The organism is Streptosporangium pseudovulgare (genome assembly GCF_014648055.1).
Taxonomy (GTDB): Bacteria; Actinomycetota; Actinomycetes; order Streptosporangiales; family Streptosporangiaceae; genus Streptosporangium; species Streptosporangium pseudovulgare.
The window spans coordinates 43,042-59,716 of record NZ_BMQJ01000008.1; the positions used below are offsets into that span (position 1 = coordinate 43,042).

Annotated in this window: 11 protein-coding genes; 2 read left to right on the forward strand and 9 right to left on the reverse strand. The window is 68.9% G+C overall.

All coding sequences use genetic code 11. The features are described 5' to 3' along the window. Positions 1-11: 11 nt before the first annotated feature. From IEZ10_RS17160 to IEZ10_RS17175, 4 genes are all read right to left on the reverse strand, one after another. Positions 12-1,628: a trypsin-like serine peptidase gene (locus IEZ10_RS17160; RefSeq protein WP_189247517.1), complete on the reverse strand. Its 1,617-nt coding sequence runs from the start codon at positions 1,626-1,628 to the stop codon at positions 12-14. 623 nt (positions 1,629-2,251) lie between these two features. Then, on the reverse strand, positions 2,252-3,418 hold the full coding sequence (locus IEZ10_RS17165; RefSeq protein ID WP_308426279.1) for a trypsin-like serine peptidase: 1,167 nt from the start codon (positions 3,416-3,418) through the stop codon (positions 2,252-2,254). A 117-nt stretch (positions 3,419-3,535) separates the two neighbouring features. Then, a complete protein-coding gene (locus IEZ10_RS17170) occupies positions 3,536-4,747 on the reverse strand; it encodes a trypsin-like serine peptidase (RefSeq protein WP_189247519.1) in 1,212 nt (403 codons plus the stop codon). A 220-nt stretch (positions 4,748-4,967) separates the two neighbouring features. Then, positions 4,968-6,551 carry a trypsin-like serine peptidase gene (locus IEZ10_RS17175; RefSeq protein ID WP_229811363.1) on the reverse strand — a complete coding sequence of 528 codons (1,584 nt, stop codon included), beginning with the start codon at positions 6,549-6,551 and terminating at the stop codon, positions 4,968-4,970. Between the two features lie 416 nt (positions 6,552-6,967). On the opposite strand from IEZ10_RS17175, the gene IEZ10_RS17180 reads away from it, so the two are divergent. Continuing rightward, positions 6,968-7,702: an SSI family serine proteinase inhibitor gene (locus IEZ10_RS17180; RefSeq protein WP_189247521.1), complete on the forward strand. Its 735-nt coding sequence runs from the start codon at positions 6,968-6,970 to the stop codon at positions 7,700-7,702. Positions 7,703-7,986: 284 nt separating this feature from the next. On the opposite strand, the gene IEZ10_RS17185 is transcribed toward IEZ10_RS17180, so the two are convergent. Continuing rightward, positions 7,987-9,108: a trypsin-like serine peptidase gene (locus tag IEZ10_RS17185; protein ID WP_189247522.1), complete on the reverse strand. Its 1,122-nt coding sequence runs from the start codon at positions 9,106-9,108 to the stop codon at positions 7,987-7,989. A gap of 534 nt (positions 9,109-9,642) precedes the next feature. Between IEZ10_RS17185 and IEZ10_RS17190 the strand changes: the two genes are divergently transcribed. After that, on the forward strand, positions 9,643-10,605 hold the full coding sequence (locus tag IEZ10_RS17190; RefSeq protein ID WP_189247523.1) for a zinc-binding dehydrogenase: 963 nt from the start codon (positions 9,643-9,645) through the stop codon (positions 10,603-10,605). 107 nt (positions 10,606-10,712) lie between these two features. On the opposite strand, the gene IEZ10_RS17195 is transcribed toward IEZ10_RS17190, so the two are convergent. From IEZ10_RS17195 to IEZ10_RS17210, 4 genes are all read right to left on the reverse strand, one after another. Continuing rightward, positions 10,713-11,501 (reverse strand): PadR family transcriptional regulator, encoded by a 789-nt coding sequence (locus tag IEZ10_RS17195; protein WP_189247524.1) that lies wholly within the window; start codon positions 11,499-11,501, stop codon positions 10,713-10,715. Next, positions 11,498-12,295, reverse strand: coding sequence for a DUF4097 family beta strand repeat-containing protein (locus IEZ10_RS17200; protein ID WP_189247525.1), 798 nt, complete (start codon positions 12,293-12,295; stop codon positions 11,498-11,500). Before IEZ10_RS17200 ends, IEZ10_RS17195 begins: the two co-directional genes overlap by 4 nt. Before the next feature lie 218 nt (positions 12,296-12,513). After that, positions 12,514-12,690, reverse strand: coding sequence for a DUF6104 family protein (locus IEZ10_RS17205; protein WP_189247526.1), 177 nt, complete (start codon positions 12,688-12,690; stop codon positions 12,514-12,516). A 159-nt stretch (positions 12,691-12,849) separates the two neighbouring features. After that, positions 12,850-16,536 carry a multifunctional oxoglutarate decarboxylase/oxoglutarate dehydrogenase thiamine pyrophosphate-binding subunit/dihydrolipoyllysine-residue succinyltransferase subunit gene (locus IEZ10_RS17210; RefSeq protein WP_189247527.1) on the reverse strand — a complete coding sequence of 1,229 codons (3,687 nt, stop codon included), beginning with the start codon at positions 16,534-16,536 and terminating at the stop codon, positions 12,850-12,852. Positions 16,537-16,675 lie beyond the last annotated feature (139 nt).

Sequence of the window (16,675 nt, forward strand, 5' to 3'; positions counted from 1 at the left end):
ATCGTCAGAGACTACTTGACGATCGAGCCGGACCAGACAGCCTGGGCCTGGTTGTAGACCGTCGCGGTCTCACCGTCGAAGTACGGCGAGGTGCTCAGGTCGTAGCGGCCGTTCTTGTCCTGGTCGCCGAACAGGCTGGTCACGCCGTTGACGTAGCCGAGACGCTTGGCGTTGCTGTACTTGATGAGCCACGGAGCGCCGTCGGCACCCGGGGTCATCGAGCACTTGAGGCCAACGTGCTCCTCGACCTTCTCGGCCGCGGAGACGTACACCTTGGCGGAGGTGGTGCCGTAGCACCACTTCGGCGTGACACCGGTGAAGGCCTTGTTGCCGTCGGGGTGCGCGTCGGCCGGGTAGCCGAACACGTACACCTTCTGGCCGGTCTTCTGGTTCCAGGCCACACCCTGGCCACCGACGTTGTCGCCGAGCTTGCCGGCGTCCTTGATGAAGCCCTCGCCGATGACGTAGGTCTCGACCCAGTAGGAGACGTCGGTCGTGGCCTTGACCCACTTCTTGACGAAGAACTGCTGCTTCGTCCAGCCGATGACGTTGTTCTTGGCGTCCTTGACCTCGGCGATCTCGCCCAGGAAGTCGCCGTCGCCCTTCTTGGCCTTGAGGGCGTTGTACTCCTCGAGGCTGATCGGGGTCGGGGTGAGCTTGCCGTCCTTCTCGCTGCTCAGGCCCTCGTAACGGTTGCCGTTCTCGAGACCGTGAGAAGCAGCCTCGTAGGCCGACTTGGTGACCTCGACGCCGATGACCTTGACGCCCTTGTAACCCTCAGCGGAGGTGTACGCCTTGAGGTTCGTGGCGGCGTCGGCCGGCTTGGCGACGGTCTCCACCTTGGGGTCGGAAGCGGCCGACTTGAAGGGGCCGTCAACGCCGTACTTCTCAACGCCAGCGTCGTACTGGTCCTTGGTGACCGGGGTCTTCTTGACCCACTTGGCACCCTGGTAGGCGTCGAACTCGCTCTTCTTGACTTCCTTGGTGGTGCCCCCACCGATCTGAACACCGTTGTACACGGTCACGAACGCGTAGTCGCGGTCGCGGTCGTTGAACACGGAGTAGTCGTAGTGGGTGTAGGCGGTCTTGCCGACGTAGACGCCGAAGGGCGCCTTGCCCTGGTAGTAGGCCGGGACGAAGACCCACTTGCCCATGACGCTGCCGTTGGCCTTGTCGTCGTAGACGCAGTGGCCGGCGGTGGCGACGAGGTTGTGGTACTTCGACTGCACCGAGGTGGCGGAGCACCACTTCAGGCTGCCGTCGGGGGCCTCGAAGAACACCTTGCCGATGGTCTTCGGCAGGTTGATGTTCTGAACCTTGGCCGCGGTCTTCTTCTCCTCGCCGATGGGGGCGGCGAGGCCCGGCTTGCCGTCAGCGGTGTAACCGCCACCGGCCTTCAGCTGCGGGGTGGCCTTGGTCTCCCAGGTGTAGGGAGTGGCCTTGGCCAGGTTGATGGTGTCGCCGTTCTTGGCGAACCAGAACTTCGCCACTTCCTGAGCGGACGGAGCGTCCTTGGCCATCGTGTCGAAGGCCCAGTCGGGAGCGGCGTTGGCGGTGCCGGCCAGGCCGGCGGCCAGCAGGCCGGAGGCGAGGACGACGCCACCGGCGGGGAGGAGGATGCGCTTCAAGGGAAACTCCTTGGTCTGATGTGGAACGCTTCTTGCGTCCCATGCGTCAGTAAAGGGATAGCCAGAAACATACAGGGCGGATCTTGTGAATCGGAAGCCGCTTTGGTGGGTAAGAAGGGCATAGGCGGGGCCGAGACCGTTCCGTTACCTTCGGCGTGTGATGAAACCGTTGTGACGGTTGGGGTTTGCCGGAGTCGTTTCCGCAGATAGTCATGATCTCGTAATGGGTGTGGCCCAAGTGGGGTGAGTGTCCGGTCGCGATCCGTGATCGCGTCAATGTGACGCAGATCACATGGAACCGATGGCACCGAATCCGGTCGAACCACGTCTAACGCGCCCGATCTCCGCCCCGGCGGGGTCTCCAGCCCCCGAGGGCCCGCCTTCCGGCCCCGTCCGGTTCGTCCTTGGCCTCGCTTGAAGTCCGTTTTTTCGCCGCGCCGGCTCGATCCCGGACCTCTCGGACGCCGCCATGCGGACCCCGGAAGTCCGCCCGGAACCCGGGAAACCCGTCACACGATCCCCGGAAACGCCGACGGGGCCCGGCAGAGATCTCTGCCGGGCCCCGTCGGATGGGGTGGAGAAGGGTCCTCAGCGCCCGCCAGGGGCCCCGAGGGACGGACGGCCTACCGGTACAGCTCGCCGTTCGGTCCGACGATCTTGCCGGACCACACGGAGGCGGCCTGGCGGTAGATGTCGGCCGTCTCGCCGTCGAAGTACGGCGAGGTGATCAGGTCGTAGCGGTCGTTCTTGTCCTGGTCGCCGAAGAGGCTGGTGACGCCGTTGACGTAGCCGAGGCGCCGGCCGCTGCTGTACTGCGTCAGCCACGGGCCGCCGTCGGCGCCCGGGGTGAAGGAGCCCTTGAGGCCCATGTGCTCCTCGACCTTGTGCTCGGGAGAGACGTAGACCTTGCCGGACGGCTTGCCGTAGATGTACTTGGGCGTCACGCCGCTGTAGGGCTTGTCGCCGTCGGGGTGCGGGGCCGCGGGGTAGCCGAAGGCGTAGACGGGCTTGCCGGTCGGCTGGTTCCAGGTGACGCCCTGGCCGCCGACGTTGTCACCCAGCGCGCCGACGTCCTTGGACCGCAGGATGTAGTAGCGGCCGCCACCGCCCCACTTGGGGCCGGTGAACTTCTGGAAGTCGCCCCGGCTGACCTGCTTGATGCCGTCGAAGGCCACGCCGTTGAAGACGGTGACGAAGGCGTAGTCCTTGTCGTAGTCCTCGTAGTTGGCGAAGTCGTAGTGGGTGTAGGCGGTCTTGCCGACGTAGATGCCCCACGGCACCTTGCCCTGGTAGTAACCCGGGACGAAGACCCACTTGCTCATCGTGTCGCTGTTGGTCTCCGGGTCGTAGACGCAGTGACCGGCGGTGGCGACGAGGTTGCGGTACTTCGACTGGATCGAGGTGGCCGTGCACCAGCGGTACTGGCCGTTGACGACGAAGAACACCTTGCCGACCGTGCGGGGCAGGTTGACGTTCTTGACGGTGGTCTGGGCCGGCCTCTCCGAGCCGGTCGGGCCGACGCTGCCGGGCCGTCCGTCGGCGGAGAAGCCGCCGCCGGCCTTCATCTTCACACCGCCGGGATCGGGGTTGTAGGCCGTGGCCCTCTTGAGGGCGGCGAAGTTCGAGGCGGCCCAGAAGTTGATGACCGAAACGGCCGAGGCGCTGTTGGTCGCCATGGAGTCGGTGGCCCAGTCGGGGGCTGCCTGGGCGGTGCCGGCCGTACCACCGGCCAGCAGGCCGAGGACGAGCGCGGCGCCACCGAGGGGGAGGAGGGAACGCTTCACAGACATGCTCCTTGTTCTGCACCGTTTTCCGGATGACCCGGAAACTGCGGGAAGACAAGGAGGCAACCTACCAAGATCTGGCGAACCGAGGGGGGTTCGGTCCTCTTCGTCCGTCTCCGGACCTCAGCTCGCGGTCTGGTGCGCGGCCCAGCGGTAGACGACGTATGTCGAGGCCATGAAGTACGGCGAGGAGATGCGGTCGTACTTCTTGTCGGTGTCGGTGTCCCAGGCGAAACTGTTGACGCCGTTGAGGTAGCCGACGCCGTTGAGGGAGTCGTAGTAGATCAGCCAGGGGCCGCCACTGGCGCCGGCGGTGAACCCGCACCGGAGCGCGATGCCGCGGTCCACGAGGCGGGCCGGGGCGTTGGCCCGGTAGGTGCGGCCGTCGCACGACTTGATCGTCCGGCCGTCGTACGGCCTGCTGCCGTCGATCTGCGGGGCCGCGGGGTAGCCGAAGGCGAAGGTGAGCAGGCTGATGCCGCGGTTGACCATCAGGCCCTGACCGCCGACGTTGTCCTCCAGGGCGCCGACGTCCTCCATCACGTAGCTGCCGGCGGTCTTGCCGGGCTTCCAGCGGAACCCGTCGTGCACGGTGATGAACGCGTAGTCGTAGTCGTAGTCGCCCTGGGCGATGAAGCTGGAGTGCAGGTTGAGCGTGTGGCCGACGTAGATGCCGTACGGCGTGCCACCGTCGGCGTAACCGGGGATGAAGATCCAGTACTCGGCGAACTTGTCCTGCTTGGCGTCATAGGTGCAGTGCGCGGCCGTCGCGACCAGCCGGTGGTTGGCGGCGGCCACGGACGAGGCGGAGCACCAGTAGTCCTTGTCGCCGATCCGGAAGAAGACCTTGCCGACGGTGATCGGGTTGCCGCCGGCCGGCGGCCTCTTCTTCGGGAGGCTGGGGCTGACGACCGGGGACGAGGCGGCCCCGGCCGGCTTCGTGCCGCCGGAGGTCGTGCCGGCCGCCGGGATGACGGCGCCCCCGGCGGGGATGGGCATCCCGCCCGCGGCCGTCGCGGTGGCGCTCGGCTTCGCGCTGGACGCGGGGGACGCCGACGCGCTGGAGGTGGCGCCGCCGCTGGGCTTGACCTCGGGGGTGGCGGGCGTGTTGTCCTGGGCCTTCTTGAGCCGGGCCGGGCTCCAGTACTCCGCGATCCGCTTCATGTCCGCGTCGGTCTTGGTCAGCGTGACGGAGGTGATGCCGTTGGGAGTGCCCGACCAGGGGGCGGCCACCGCGTCCGCCCCGGCGCTCCCGGCGAACGCGGACACCAGCGTCACGCAGGCGGCGAACAGCGCGCCGAGCGTGGCCGTGAGCCGCCGGACGCGGGGGGACATGAGGGGCTTCCTTTCGGGGGACGGAGCTGGGGACGGAGGGACGGGGGAGGCTGTAAGAACCTATTTTTCCAGATCAATTCGGTTTTGGGCAGGTCGGCCGACCGATTCGCTCTGGCCCGCCGTCCTGCCAGCCTGCCGCCGGGCGCATAAGCGCCCCGTCAAGACCCGGAAGGGCCGGGGCTTGCGCACCCGGCCCTTCCGCTGCTCCACACCGCGAGAACTAGGACGGGAGCTTCCCGGTCCAGAGGTTGGCGGCGTGCTTGTAGATGGCGGCGGTCTCACCGTTGAAGTACGGAGTGGTCGTCCGGTCGTAGCGGTCGTTGTTGTCGCTGTCGACCGTCAGGCTCACGACGCCGTTGAGGTAGCCGGTCCGCTTGCTGTTCTTGTACTGCAGCAGGAAGGGGCCGCCGCTGGCGCCGGGGGTGAAGGCGCACTTGATGGCCTGCTGCTCCTGGGCCTTGTACTTCGACACCACGGGGGCGGCGACGGTCGTGCCGTAGCACCACTTCATGGTCTGGCCGCTGTAGGGGCGGCTGCCGTCGGGGTGGCCCAGGGTCGGGTAGCCGAAGGTGAAGACCTTCTTGCCCAGCTTCTGGTTCCAGGCCACACCCTGGCCGCCGACGTTGTCACCCAGGCGGCCGGCGTCGGCCATGAGCACCACGAAGTACCGCGTGTGGAAGTAGAGCTCCTTCACGGTGGTCTTGACCCACTTCTTCACGAAGTACTGGGTCTTGAACCAGGCGATCTCGGTGCCGTTGGCGTCCTTGGTCGCCTCCAGCTTGCCGAGGAAGTCGCCGTCGCCCTTCTGCTTGAGGAGCTTGTTGTACTCCTCCTGGCTGATCGGCGCCTTGACGGTCTTGCGCTCGAACTGGTTGCCGTTGTCGAAGCCCTTGGGAGCCTTGTTGTAGTCGCTCTCCACGACCTCGACGGCGGTCAGCTTGACGCCGTTCTTGCCGGTGGCGATGTACTCGTCGACGTTCTTGCCGGTGACGTCACTCGGCTTGGCGACGGTCTCGACGGTCGGGTCGGCGGCCTTCTTCCAGTACGGGCCCAGCTCGCCGTACCGCTCGTACCCCTTCTCGAACTCCTCCTTGGAGATCTCCTTGTCCTCGGTGTACTTGAACCCCTTGAAGGCGGTGTACTCGGACTTCTTGACCTCCTTCACGCCCGTCTGCTTGATGCCGTTGTAGACGTTGACGAAGGCGTAGTCGTAGTCGTAGTCCTCGAAGACCGTGAAGTCGTCGTGGGTGTTGACCTTGGCGCCGACGTAGATGCCCCAGGGGGCCTTGCCCTGGTAGTAGCCGGGGATGAAGACGAAGTTGCTGTACGGCTTGTTGCTGTCGGTGTCGTACACGCAGTGGCCGGCGGTGGCCACCAGGTTGCGGTACTTCGACTGGACCGAGGTGCCGGAGCACCAGCGCTCCTGGCCCTTGTCGTCGACGAAGAAGACCTTGCCGACGGTGATGGGCAGGTTCACGTTCTTCGAGCTGCCGGCGGACTTGCTGCTGCCCGGGCCGGTCGGGGCCACCAGGCCCGCCTTGCCGTCGGCGGCGGCCTTGGCGGCGCCGGTCTTCGTCAGCTTGGCCGAGATGGTGGAGTCGGCGGTGAAGGTCTTCGCCGACTTCAGCCTGGAGGGGCTCCAGTACGCCGCGATGGCGTCGGCATTGCCGGAGGAGGTCAGCGCGGTCGACTTGACGTCGGGCCCCGCCGCCTGGGCGGTGCCCGCGAGGGGCGCGGCGATCATGGCGGCGGCGACGAGGGCGCCACCGGCGGGGAGGGCGAGGCGCTTGGCTCGGGAGTTCAAAGTAGCTCCTTCTTTGTCATGAGTCGCTCGGGTTGACTCACGCATGCGTAAAGAGACAAGAGGAGACCGTACTCGGCAAAGTTGGTTTAAAGAGCCCGAAAACGGACAGTCAAGGGGGACCGTTACAGGGTCGTTACCAAAACCAGGGAACCGAAAGCCGCGAACCGGCGTCTGATCTGCTCCGTCTTGATCGACTGCCTCGGCGGCGACCGTGCACCGTGCTGAGCTGGGGTGTCGCGCCACCGCCGCGAGGCGGGAACGATCCACGATCTTTTCCCGGAAGGTGCGTCGCCGCGAGACAGGAAGCGGCCGGGCGTTATAGCATTCCCGCAGTTCAGAGCCTTGATCCATCCCCCCGGTCAGGCCGGTCGCCTCGCTCCGGCCCGCCCACGCAACACCGTCCATCGGGGGATTCCATGTCACGTCTCCGCTGCCTGGCCGCCGCCGGTCTCGTCCTGCTCTCCAGCGCCGCGCTCACCACCGCGACGGCGACCGCCGCCACCGCCGCGGCCGGGCCCCGGGAGGCCGGAATCTCCGGGGCGCCCGGAGCCTCCTCGCTGAAACCCGTTCCGCCGCGGGTCCAGCGGACGCGGCAGCGCGACGCCGCACCGCCCCGGCGCAGGAGCCCCTGGAAGACCGTCCGGATCGAACCGGCCGCGCCCCGCGCCACCGACCAGAGACCGTCCGCCGCCGACCAACGGCCGCCGGCCAGTCGGCAGCGACCGCCCGCGAGCCGGCAGCGGCCGCCCGCCGCTCCCGTGACGCAGCAGCAGCCCGCCGTCGCCCCGCAGCCCATGGCCGACCCGCGCCGGCCGGCGCCCCTGCTGTCACCGGAGAACATGCGGGTGCTCGTGCTGAGCGCCACGCCGGGGGAGCAGTTCTCGGCCGCCGCGGCGCAGTCCGCCCTGCTCGTCTGCGACCCGCCTCGCGGCTCGCACCCGCATGGGGCCCAGGCGTGCGCGCAGCTCGGCGTGGTCAACGGCGAGTTCACCGCGCTCAAGCCGCTGCAGGGGGTGGCCTGCACGATGCAGTACGACCCCGTCACCGTGACCGCGAGCGGCATCTGGGACGGCCGCACCGTCAGGTACCAGCACACCTTCGGCAACTCCTGCGTGATGCGGTCCACCACCGGCTCGGTCTTCGCCTTCTAGGAGCCGCCCCGACCGGAATCTGAGGGAGACGGGCCCCGGAAAAGGGGGTCCCGTTCCCCGTGAGTGTCCTCGCGGCTCCCCGTGCCACGAGGCGCCGATGCCCGAGGGCGTCGTGAACCCCCGGTGCCGCAGCGCACCGCAAGCCCCGGGTGAGGGCCGCGGAATCCCGAAGCCGCGGACCCCCGGACCGCGAAGGGGCCCGGTCTCCACGGAGACCGGGCCCCTCGTCACGGCGGGCGGCCGAATGGCCTTGCGGCCGCCCGGCGGGGGTTCGCGCTACCTCGTCACTTGGTCCAGCGGTTGGCCGCGGCCTTGTAGACCTTGTAGGTGTCGGTGTCGAAGTACGGCGAGGAGATCCTGTCGTAGCGGTCGTTCTTGTCGGTGTCCCACGCGACGCTGTTGACGCCGTTGATGTAGCCGGTCCGCGTGGAGTTCTTGTACTTCAGCAGCCAGGGGCCGCCGCTGGCGCCCGCGGTGAAGGCGCACTTGAAGCCGAGGTGCTCCTGGATGTCGTACTGCGGGGCGGCGGGCATGGCGGCCGCGGTGCCGTAGCACCACTTCATGGTGCGCCCGCTGAAGGGCTTGTCGCCGTCGGGGTGCAGGCCGGCCGGGTAGCCGAAGGAGAAGATGTCGTTCTTCACCTTCTGGTTCCAGGCGAAGCCCTGGCCGCCGACGTTGTCACCGAGCCGGCCGACGTTCTTGACGGTCGGCTTCCACGTGCCGTCGGAGCCCTTCTCCCAGTTGACCTTGTAGCCGGAGCTGACGTTGACGAACGCGTAGTCGAAGTCGTAGTCCTCCTTGACCACGAAGTCGTCGTGCGCGTTGAACCACTTGGCGGCGTAGATGCCGTACGGGTTCTTGCCGTTCCACGCCTGGTCCCCGTCCCAGTAGGAGGGGATGAAGACCCAGTTGTCGTAGAACTTGTCGGTCTTCACGTCGTAGACGCAGTGCGCCGAGGTGGCGACCAGGTTGCGGTACCTGCCCTGGATCGAGCTGCCGGAGCAGTACTTCCAGCTCTTGGGGTCCGCCGGGTTGGCGCCGGGCAGGGTGAAGAAGACCCGGCCGACGGTGTTGGGCAGGTTGACGCTCCTGCTCTTGGCGGTCTTGCCGCCCTCCTGCCCGATCGGCGGGACCGATCCGGCCTTGCCGTCGGGCCGGCCGGCGGCCTTGGAGGCGGTGCCGCCCTTGACGCTCAGGTCGAGGTCGCGGGAGGCGTCGGTGGCCCGGCGCATCCGCTCCGGTGACCAGAACGAGGTGGCTTCGACGGGGGTCTCCGAGGCGGAGGAACTCACCACGTCGCCGGGGGAGGACGCGCTTGCCTGCGCGCCGGAGGTGGCGCCGATCACGCTGGTGACCAGGAGGGCACCGGTGAGGGGGATCGTGAGGTGCCGTGCTCGGGAATTCAATGGAGCTCCTTTCGTTCTCGGCGAGGGTCGGGACCTCCACTCGCCAGGAAAACGCTCGGAACGCTACTGAATTGATCAAGGCTTCGGCGAGGAAATGACATGAAAAAGTTTGGAACAGTTCCATCCGATGCGAAGACGTTATTTGAATAACGACTGGTTATGGCTTAGCGAAAAGGTATTTCCCCTGGTGGGGGCGCCTGTTCGGGTCGGATCGGAATATCCGCAGCACCACCTTCACCACTGGCTCGAATTCGTTTCCCAGGTAACCGGGAACACGTGGGACCGTTCAGGCGACGCGGTTCAGGGCGGGGACGGCGCGGCGGCACGGACAAAACGCGGGGAGTACGGCCGCGCGTGGTGACACGCGGCCGGTGCGGCGGCGCGGTGTGACGCGCGGGCGGTGCGACGGTGTGTGGTGACGCGCGGCCGGTGCGGCGGCGCGGTGTGAGGGGCGGGCGGTGCGGCGGCGCGTGGTGACGCGCGGCCGGTGCGGCGGCGCGGTGTGACGCGCGGGCGGGGGCGTAGGGTGCGGGCATGTTCGCCGTAACCGCCACACAGACCGACCCCGACAACCCCCTCGCCGGGCTGACGCTCGGCGAGCGACCCGAACCCGAGGTCCCCGACGGCTGGACCACCGTCACGGTCCGGGCCGCCGCGCTCAACCACCACGACCTGTGGACGTTGCGGGGCGTGGGCATCCGCCAGGATCGGCTGCCGATCGTCCTGGGCTGCGACGCCGCCGGAGTCGACGAGGACGGCAACGAGGTCATCGTCCACGCGGTGATCGGAGACGGCCCCGACGAGACGCTCGACCCGAAGCGGTCGCTGCTGTCGGAGACGTACGACGGCACTTTCGCCGAGCGGGTAGCCGTGCCACGGCGCAACCTGGTTCCCAAGCCCGCCGCGCTCGGGTTCGAGGAGGCGGCCTGCCTGCCGACCGCGTGGCTGACCGCCTACCGGATGCTGTTCGACAAGGCCGGTCTGGAGCCCGGCTCCACCGTGCTCGTCCAGGGCGCGGGCGGCGGCGTGGCGACCGCGCTGATCGCGTTGGGCCGCGCGGGCGGCTACCGGGTCTGGGCCACCAGCCGCTCGGAGGAGAAGCGGGCGCGCGCCCTCGACCTGGGCGCCGACCAGGTCTTCGAGAGCGGGGCCCGGTTGCCCGAGCGGGTGGACGCGGTGATGGAGACCGTCGGCCAGGCCACCTGGGACCACTCGCTGAAGTCGCTGCGGCCCGGCGGGCGGATCGTGGTCTCCGGCGCGACCAGCGGCGCGGTGCCGCCAGCCGATCTGAACCGGGTGTTCTTCCTCCAGCTGTCCGTGGTCGGCTCGACCATGGGCACCCGCGACCAGCTCGCCAGGCTCGCCCGGTTCCTGGAGCAGACCGGCACCCGCCCGGTGGTCGACCGGACGCTCCCGCTGACCGAGGCCCGCGAGGGGTTCGCGGCCATGGAGAAGGGAGACCTCTTCGGGAAGGTCGTCTTCACCGCCGGAGGCTGAGCCGTCCCGGTACGGCCGGCGCCCGCCCGCCCGGCACCGGCGCGATCCGAGCATCCGTGATCGGAGACGCGCCGGTACGGCCGGCGACGGCCGGCCGTACCGGCAGGTCAGCGCAGGGCTCCGCGGATGCGGCGGGCGGCGTCGTAGAGCGCGTCCTGCGCGGTGGCCAGGGTCTCCTCGGTCACCCGGCGACCGGCCGCGTCGGCGCGGACCTCCTCGACGAACTCGGCCAGCATCTGCCCGAGCCGGGGGTCACCGGCCGGCTCGTGACCGGCGAAGCCCTCGGCCCAGAGGCGCTTCCACTCCTGCTTCCATTCCTGCTTCAGCTCACCGACGTGCTGCTGCCACTCCTGCGTCTGCCGTTGCCACTCCTGCTTCTGACGCTGCCATTCCTGCTTCTGGCGCTGCCACTCGGCCTTCTGCTCCCGCCAGGCCTCGCGCTGGTTGCGCCGGTCGTCACGGTCGTCGCGGTCGTCCCGCCGGGCACCGCCCTGCTGCCCGGCGCCCTGCCGCATGTCGCGCGCCATCTGGGTGAGCTCCTCGCGCAGCGACCGGACCGTGTCGCGCACGTCCTCCTTGACCTCGCGGGCGATGTCGCGGACGGAGTCGGAGATCTCCTGCTCCAGGTCGGCGAGCTCGTCCATCCGGGCGTTCAGCTCCTCGCGACCCCGGTCGGTGATCGTGAAGATCTTCTTGCCGTTCACCACCTCGTGGGTGACCAGGCCTTCCTCCTCCAGCCGGGCCAGACGCGGGTAGATCGTGCCGGGGGAGGGGGAGTACACGCCGAGGAAGCGGTCCTGTAGCAGCCGGATCACCTCGTAACCGTGGCGGGGGCTCTCCTGGAGCAGTTTCAGCAGGTACAGCCGGAGCCGTCCGTGGCCGAAGACCGGGCTCATGCCTGTTCTCCCTTCAGAAGCGTGACGTCCGCGGTGACGGTGGCCGCCGACAGGGACGCCATACCGCCGCCGAGCCTGCCGCCGAGCGTCCTGATCCCGGGCTGGCCGGACTCGGCGAGCTCGGTGAAGGCGCTGGCCAGCCTGCCGGAGGTGGAACGGATCGTGACGTCGGCCGCGACGTCGTGCGGCAGGCGGAGCACGATGTCGCCGGAGACGCTGTGCAGCGTCACGTGCCCGGTCGGCGGGAGCTCCAGGTCGGCGGTGATCCGGCCGGAGACGGTGTTGGCGCGCAGCCGGCGGGGCGTGCCCTTGGCCACGGTCAGCTCGCCGGAGACGCTCTTGACCGACAGGTCGCCGACCAGGCCGCGGCTCTCGACGGAGCCGGAGACGGTGTCGGCGTGGGTCTCGCCGCTCACGCCGTCGAGCACGATCTCTCCGGAGACGCTCCTGACCGAGGTGCGGTTCTCGAAGCCGGTGACGACCGCGGAGGCGGAGACGACCCCCACGGCGACCGGGCACTCCCTGGGCACGGTCAGCGTCAGCGTGGCCTCCCGGCGCCCGGACCGCAGCCAGCTCAGCAGGCCCTCCCAGGTAAGGTCGCGGTAGGTGACGGTGAGCGTGCCGTCGTCGTCGTGGGTGACGACCAACGGCGGGCTGTCGATGTCGGTGACGTCCAGGGTCGCGGGGCCGTCACTGGCCAGCACCGCCAGCCTGCCCGCGACGATCCGGACGTTGAGCCCGCTGACCGCGTCGAAGGTGAGCTGTCCGGGTTTCTCGATGGTCCACTGCCGCATGTCGGTGACCTCCTTGAGGAACACGATATGTCGTGTTCTCGATGAAGGTCAAGATATGTCGCGTTGAAACCGGTCATTCCCGCCGTCCGCGCCCGGCACGTTCATCATCCGGCGGGCAGGCCTGCCATGTTCAGCATCCGCCAGGACTGGCCAGCGCGTTCATCATCCGTCGGAACGGGCCCGCCGTCCGCCGGAATCGTGCTCGGCGTCCGCCCGGGTCAGTCGTCCTCGTCGTCCAGGCGGGCGAGCCAGGTGGCCAGCCGCTCCACCGGGGTCTCGAACTCCGGGTTCAGGTCGACGAACTCGCGCAGCCGGTCGGCCAGCCAGGCGAAGCTGACCTCCTCCTCGCCACGGCGGTCGGCGAGCTCCTCGATGCCGCGATCGGTGAAGTACATCGTTCTCCTCGAATGTGAAAAGGGGCGCGGTAACGGGGAAGTCCCCCGCACGGAGCATGCGGGGGACTTCCGGGAAGCGGTGCCCAGGTCCGGCCCCGTCCCCCGGACATCCAGCGGAAGCGGGGGACGGCCGGCCTGCGGCCTGTGCCGGGACGGAGATCAGTCGAAGATCTGCGCCAGGATCTGCCGCAGCTCCCGCTCGTGCGCCGAGTGCGAGCCGGTCGCCGGGGAGGAGTTGGCCCTGCGGGAGACCCGCTTGACCGGGCGCCCGCCGAACACGTCGGGCTTCTCCGCCATCTTCAGCGTCAGGAACGGCCACGGCCCCATGTTGAGAGGCTCGTCCTGCGCCCAGATCAGCTCGACGCCGTCGCCGTAGCGCGCCAGCTCCGCCGCGAGCGGGTTCGACGGGAACGGGTAGAGCCGCTCCAGACGGACGATCGCCACGTCGGTACGGCCCTGCGCGTCGCGCGCCGCCGCCAGGTCGTAGTAGATCTTGCCGGAGCAGAGCACGACCTTGCGGACGTCGCCCGGCTGCACCGTGGCGTCGCCCACCACCGGCTGGAACGACCCGGAGGTGAAGTCGGAGACCGCCGAGACCGCGGCCTTGTGCCGCAGCAGCGACTTGGGCGTGAACACCACCAGCGGGCGGTGCCGGTTCGACTTCGCCTGCCAGCGCAGCAGGTGGAAGTAGTTGGCCGGCAGGGTCGGCTGGGCCACGGTCATGTTGTCGTAGGCGCACATCTGCAGGAAGCGCTCGATGCGGGCCGACGAGTGGTCGGGGCCCTGGCCCTCGTAGCCGTGCGGCAGCAGCAGGGTCACGCCGGAGCGCTGGCCCCACTTCTGCTCGCCCGCGGTGATGTACTCGTCGATGACGGACTGCGCGCCGTTGACGAAGTCACCGAACTGGGCCTCCCAGCACACCAGTGCGTCGGGGCGCTCCACGCTGTAGCCGTACTCGAAGCCGAGGGCGGCGTACTCGCTGAGCAGCGAGTCGTAGACGTAGAACTTCGTCGTGCCGTTGTTGAACGTCTTGAGCGGGGTGTGCTCCTCGCCGGTGAGGCGGTCGACCAGCACGGCGTGCCGCTGGGTGAAGGTGCCGCGCCGGGAGTCCTGGCCGACCAGGCGGACCGGGTGGCCGTCGATCAGCAGCGAGCCGAAGGCCAGGGTCTCGCCCGTGCTCCAGTCGATGCGGTCCTCGGCGACCATCTGGCCGCGGCGCTGGATGACCGGCAGCAGACGCGGGTGGATGGTGAAGCCCTCGGGGAGGTTGAGCTGGGTGTCGATGATCCGCTTGACGGTCTCCTCGGTGACGGCCGTCGGGACGTCGTCGTGGCACCACTCGATGGCGCCGTCGACGTCGACCGGGCGGGTGAACTCGCCCGTGGTCTCGCCGGCGGTGCGGGTCTCGGCGAAGGCGTTCTCCAGCTTGGCCTGGTAGTCGCGCAGCGCGCCCTCGGCCTCCTCCACCGTGATGTCGCCCCGGCCGATCAGCGCCTCGGTGTAGAGCTTGCGCACCGACCGCTTGGCGTCGATCAGGTCGTACATCAGCGGCTGGGTGAAGCCCGGGTTGTCGGTCTCGTTGTGGCCGCGGCGGCGGTAGCAGATCAGGTCGATGACGACGTCCTTGCGGAACGCCTGGCGGTACTCGAACGCCAGCCGCCCGACCCGGACCACGGCCTCGGGATCGTCGCCGTTGACGTGGAAGATCGGCGCCTGGACCATCCGGGCGACGTCGGTGGCGTAGACCGACGAGCGGGACGAGGCCGGGGAGGTGGTGAAGCCGACCTGGTTGTTGACCACGATGTGCACGGTGCCGCCGGTGCGGTAGCCGCGCAGCTGCGACAGGTTCAGCGTCTCGGCCACCACGCCCTGGCCGGCGAAGGCCGCGTCGCCGTGGACCAGCACCGGCAGGACGGTGAAGCCCTCCTCGCCGCGCTCCAGCAGGTCCTGCTTGGCGCGGACCACGCCCTCCAGGACCGGGTCGACCGTCTCCAGGTGGGAGGGGTTGGCCACGACCGAGGTCTTGAGCTTGGAGCCGTCGGCCGAGACGAAGTCGCCGCTGGAGCCCAGGTGGTACTTCACGTCGCCGGAGCCGTGGGCGGTGCGCGGGTCGATGTTGCCCTCGAACTCGCCGAAGATCTGGCCGTAGGACTTGCCCACGATGTTGGCCAGGACGTTCAGGCGGCCGCGGTGGGCCATGCCGATGACGGCCTCGTCGAGCTTGTCGTCGGCGGCGGCGCTCAGCACCGAGTCGAGCAGCGGGATCAGCGACTCGCCGCCCTCCAGCGAGAACCGCTTCTGGCCGACGTACTTGGTCTGCAGGAACGTCTCGAACGCCTCGGCGGTGTTCAGGCGCTCCAGGACGCGCAGCTGCTCGGCCCGGTCGGGCTTGGCGTGCGGGCGCTCCACCTGGGCCTGGATCCAGGCCCGCTCCTCGGGGTTCTGGATGTGCATGTACTCCACGCCGATGGTGCGGCAGTAGGAGTCGCGCAGCACGCCGAGGATCTCGCGCAGCCGCATCAGCGGGCGGCCGCCGAAACCGCCGGTGGCGAACTCGCGCTCAAGGTCCCACAGGGTCAGCCCGTGCGACTTGATGTCGAGGTCGGGGTGCTTGCGCTGCTTGTACTCCAGCGGGTCGGTGTCGGCCATGAGGTGGCCGCGGACCCGGAAGGCGTGGATCAGCTCCAGGACCCGGGCGGACTTGGCCACGTCGTCGTCGTGGGTGGCCGAGATGTCCTGGACCCAGCGGACCGGCTCGTAGGGGATGCGCAGGGCCTCGAAGATCTCGTCGTAGAAGCCCTCCTCACCCAGGAGCAGGCGGTGGATCTGGCGCAGGAAGTCGCCCGACTGGGCGCCCTGGATGATCCGGTGGTCGTAGGTGCTGGTGAGCGTCATGACCTTGCTCACCGCGAGCCGGGAGAGCGTCTCGGGGGAGGCGCCCTGGTACTCGGCGGGGTACTCCATCGCGCCGACGCCGATGATGGTGCCCTGGCCCGGCATCAGGCGCGGCACCGAGTGGACGGTGCCGATCGTGCCCGGGTTGGTCAGGGAGATCGTGGTGCCCGCGAAGTCCTCGACGGCGAGCTTGCCGCCGCGGGCCTTGCGGACGATCTCCTCGTAGGCCACCCAGAACTGGCGGAAGTCCATGGTCTCGGCGCGCTTGATGGACGGCACGAGGAGCTGGCGGGTGTCACCCTTCTGGATGTCGATCGCCAGGCCGAGGTTGACGTGCTCGGGCTTGACCAGCACCGGCTTGCCGTCGACCTCGGAGTAGGAGTGGTTCATCTCCGGCAGGGCCGCGAGGGCCTTGACGACCGCGAAGCCGATCAGGTGCGTGAACGACACCTTGCCGCCGCGACCGCGCGACAGGTGGTTGTTGATCACGATGCGGTTGTCGATGAGCAGCTTCGCCGGGACCGCGCGGACGCTGGTCGCCGTGGGCACATGGAGGCTGGCCTCCATGTTGGCCGCCGTACGGGCGGCGGCCCCTCGGAGTCGGACTTCCTCGGCGCCGGCGGCGGGCACGCTCGTCTCCTGCTTGGTCTTGGTCGCCGGGGTGGTCGTGGCGGCCGCGGGGGCCGCCGCCTTCGGCGCGGGGGCTGCCGGTGCGGGGGCCGGGGTCGCCGGGGCCGCAGCCGGGGTGGGGGTGGCGGGCGCGGCGGCCGCCGTGCCCGGGGGCGCGGCGCGACCGGCCCCGGAGTCTGGGGTGTAGTCGGCGAAGAAGTTCCACCAGGCCCGGTCAACGGACTCGGGATCCTGGAGGTACTTCTGGTACAGCTCGTCGACCAGCCATTCGTTCTGACCAAAGGCTGCCAGCGGGTTTGTCCGCGACGACTCAGACGACACGGCGGAAATCGCCCTCTTCCGCAGATCGGCGTTGATGATGTTGATGATGGAGAACCGGTCCAAGGCTACTCGCCTGGACCCGGACCTGCGCCATTCCGACGGCAGCTCGCCGCCCGACCTTCCCAGGGTAGTCGAAAAC

What these genes read in the sequence shown, in the direction of transcription:
- IEZ10_RS17165 (WP_308426279.1), bottom strand. Translation starts at nt 3,418, where the DNA reads ATGTCTGTGAAGCGTTCCCTCCTCCCCCTCGGTGGCGCCGCGCTCGTC.
- IEZ10_RS17170 (WP_189247519.1), bottom strand. Translation starts at nt 4,747, where the DNA reads ATGTCCCCCCGCGTCCGGCGGCTCACGGCCACGCTCGGCGCGCTGTTC.
- IEZ10_RS17180 (WP_189247521.1), top strand. Translation starts at nt 6,968, where the DNA reads ATGTCACGTCTCCGCTGCCTGGCCGCCGCCGGTCTCGTCCTGCTCTCC.
- IEZ10_RS17190 (WP_189247523.1), top strand. Translation starts at nt 9,643, where the DNA reads ATGTTCGCCGTAACCGCCACACAGACCGACCCCGACAACCCCCTCGCC.
- IEZ10_RS17195 (WP_189247524.1), bottom strand. Translation starts at nt 11,501, where the DNA reads ATGAGCCCGGTCTTCGGCCACGGACGGCTCCGGCTGTACCTGCTGAAA.
- IEZ10_RS17200 (WP_189247525.1), bottom strand. Translation starts at nt 12,295, where the DNA reads ATGCGGCAGTGGACCATCGAGAAACCCGGACAGCTCACCTTCGACGCG.
- IEZ10_RS17205 (WP_189247526.1), bottom strand. Translation starts at nt 12,690, where the DNA reads ATGTACTTCACCGATCGCGGCATCGAGGAGCTCGCCGACCGCCGTGGC.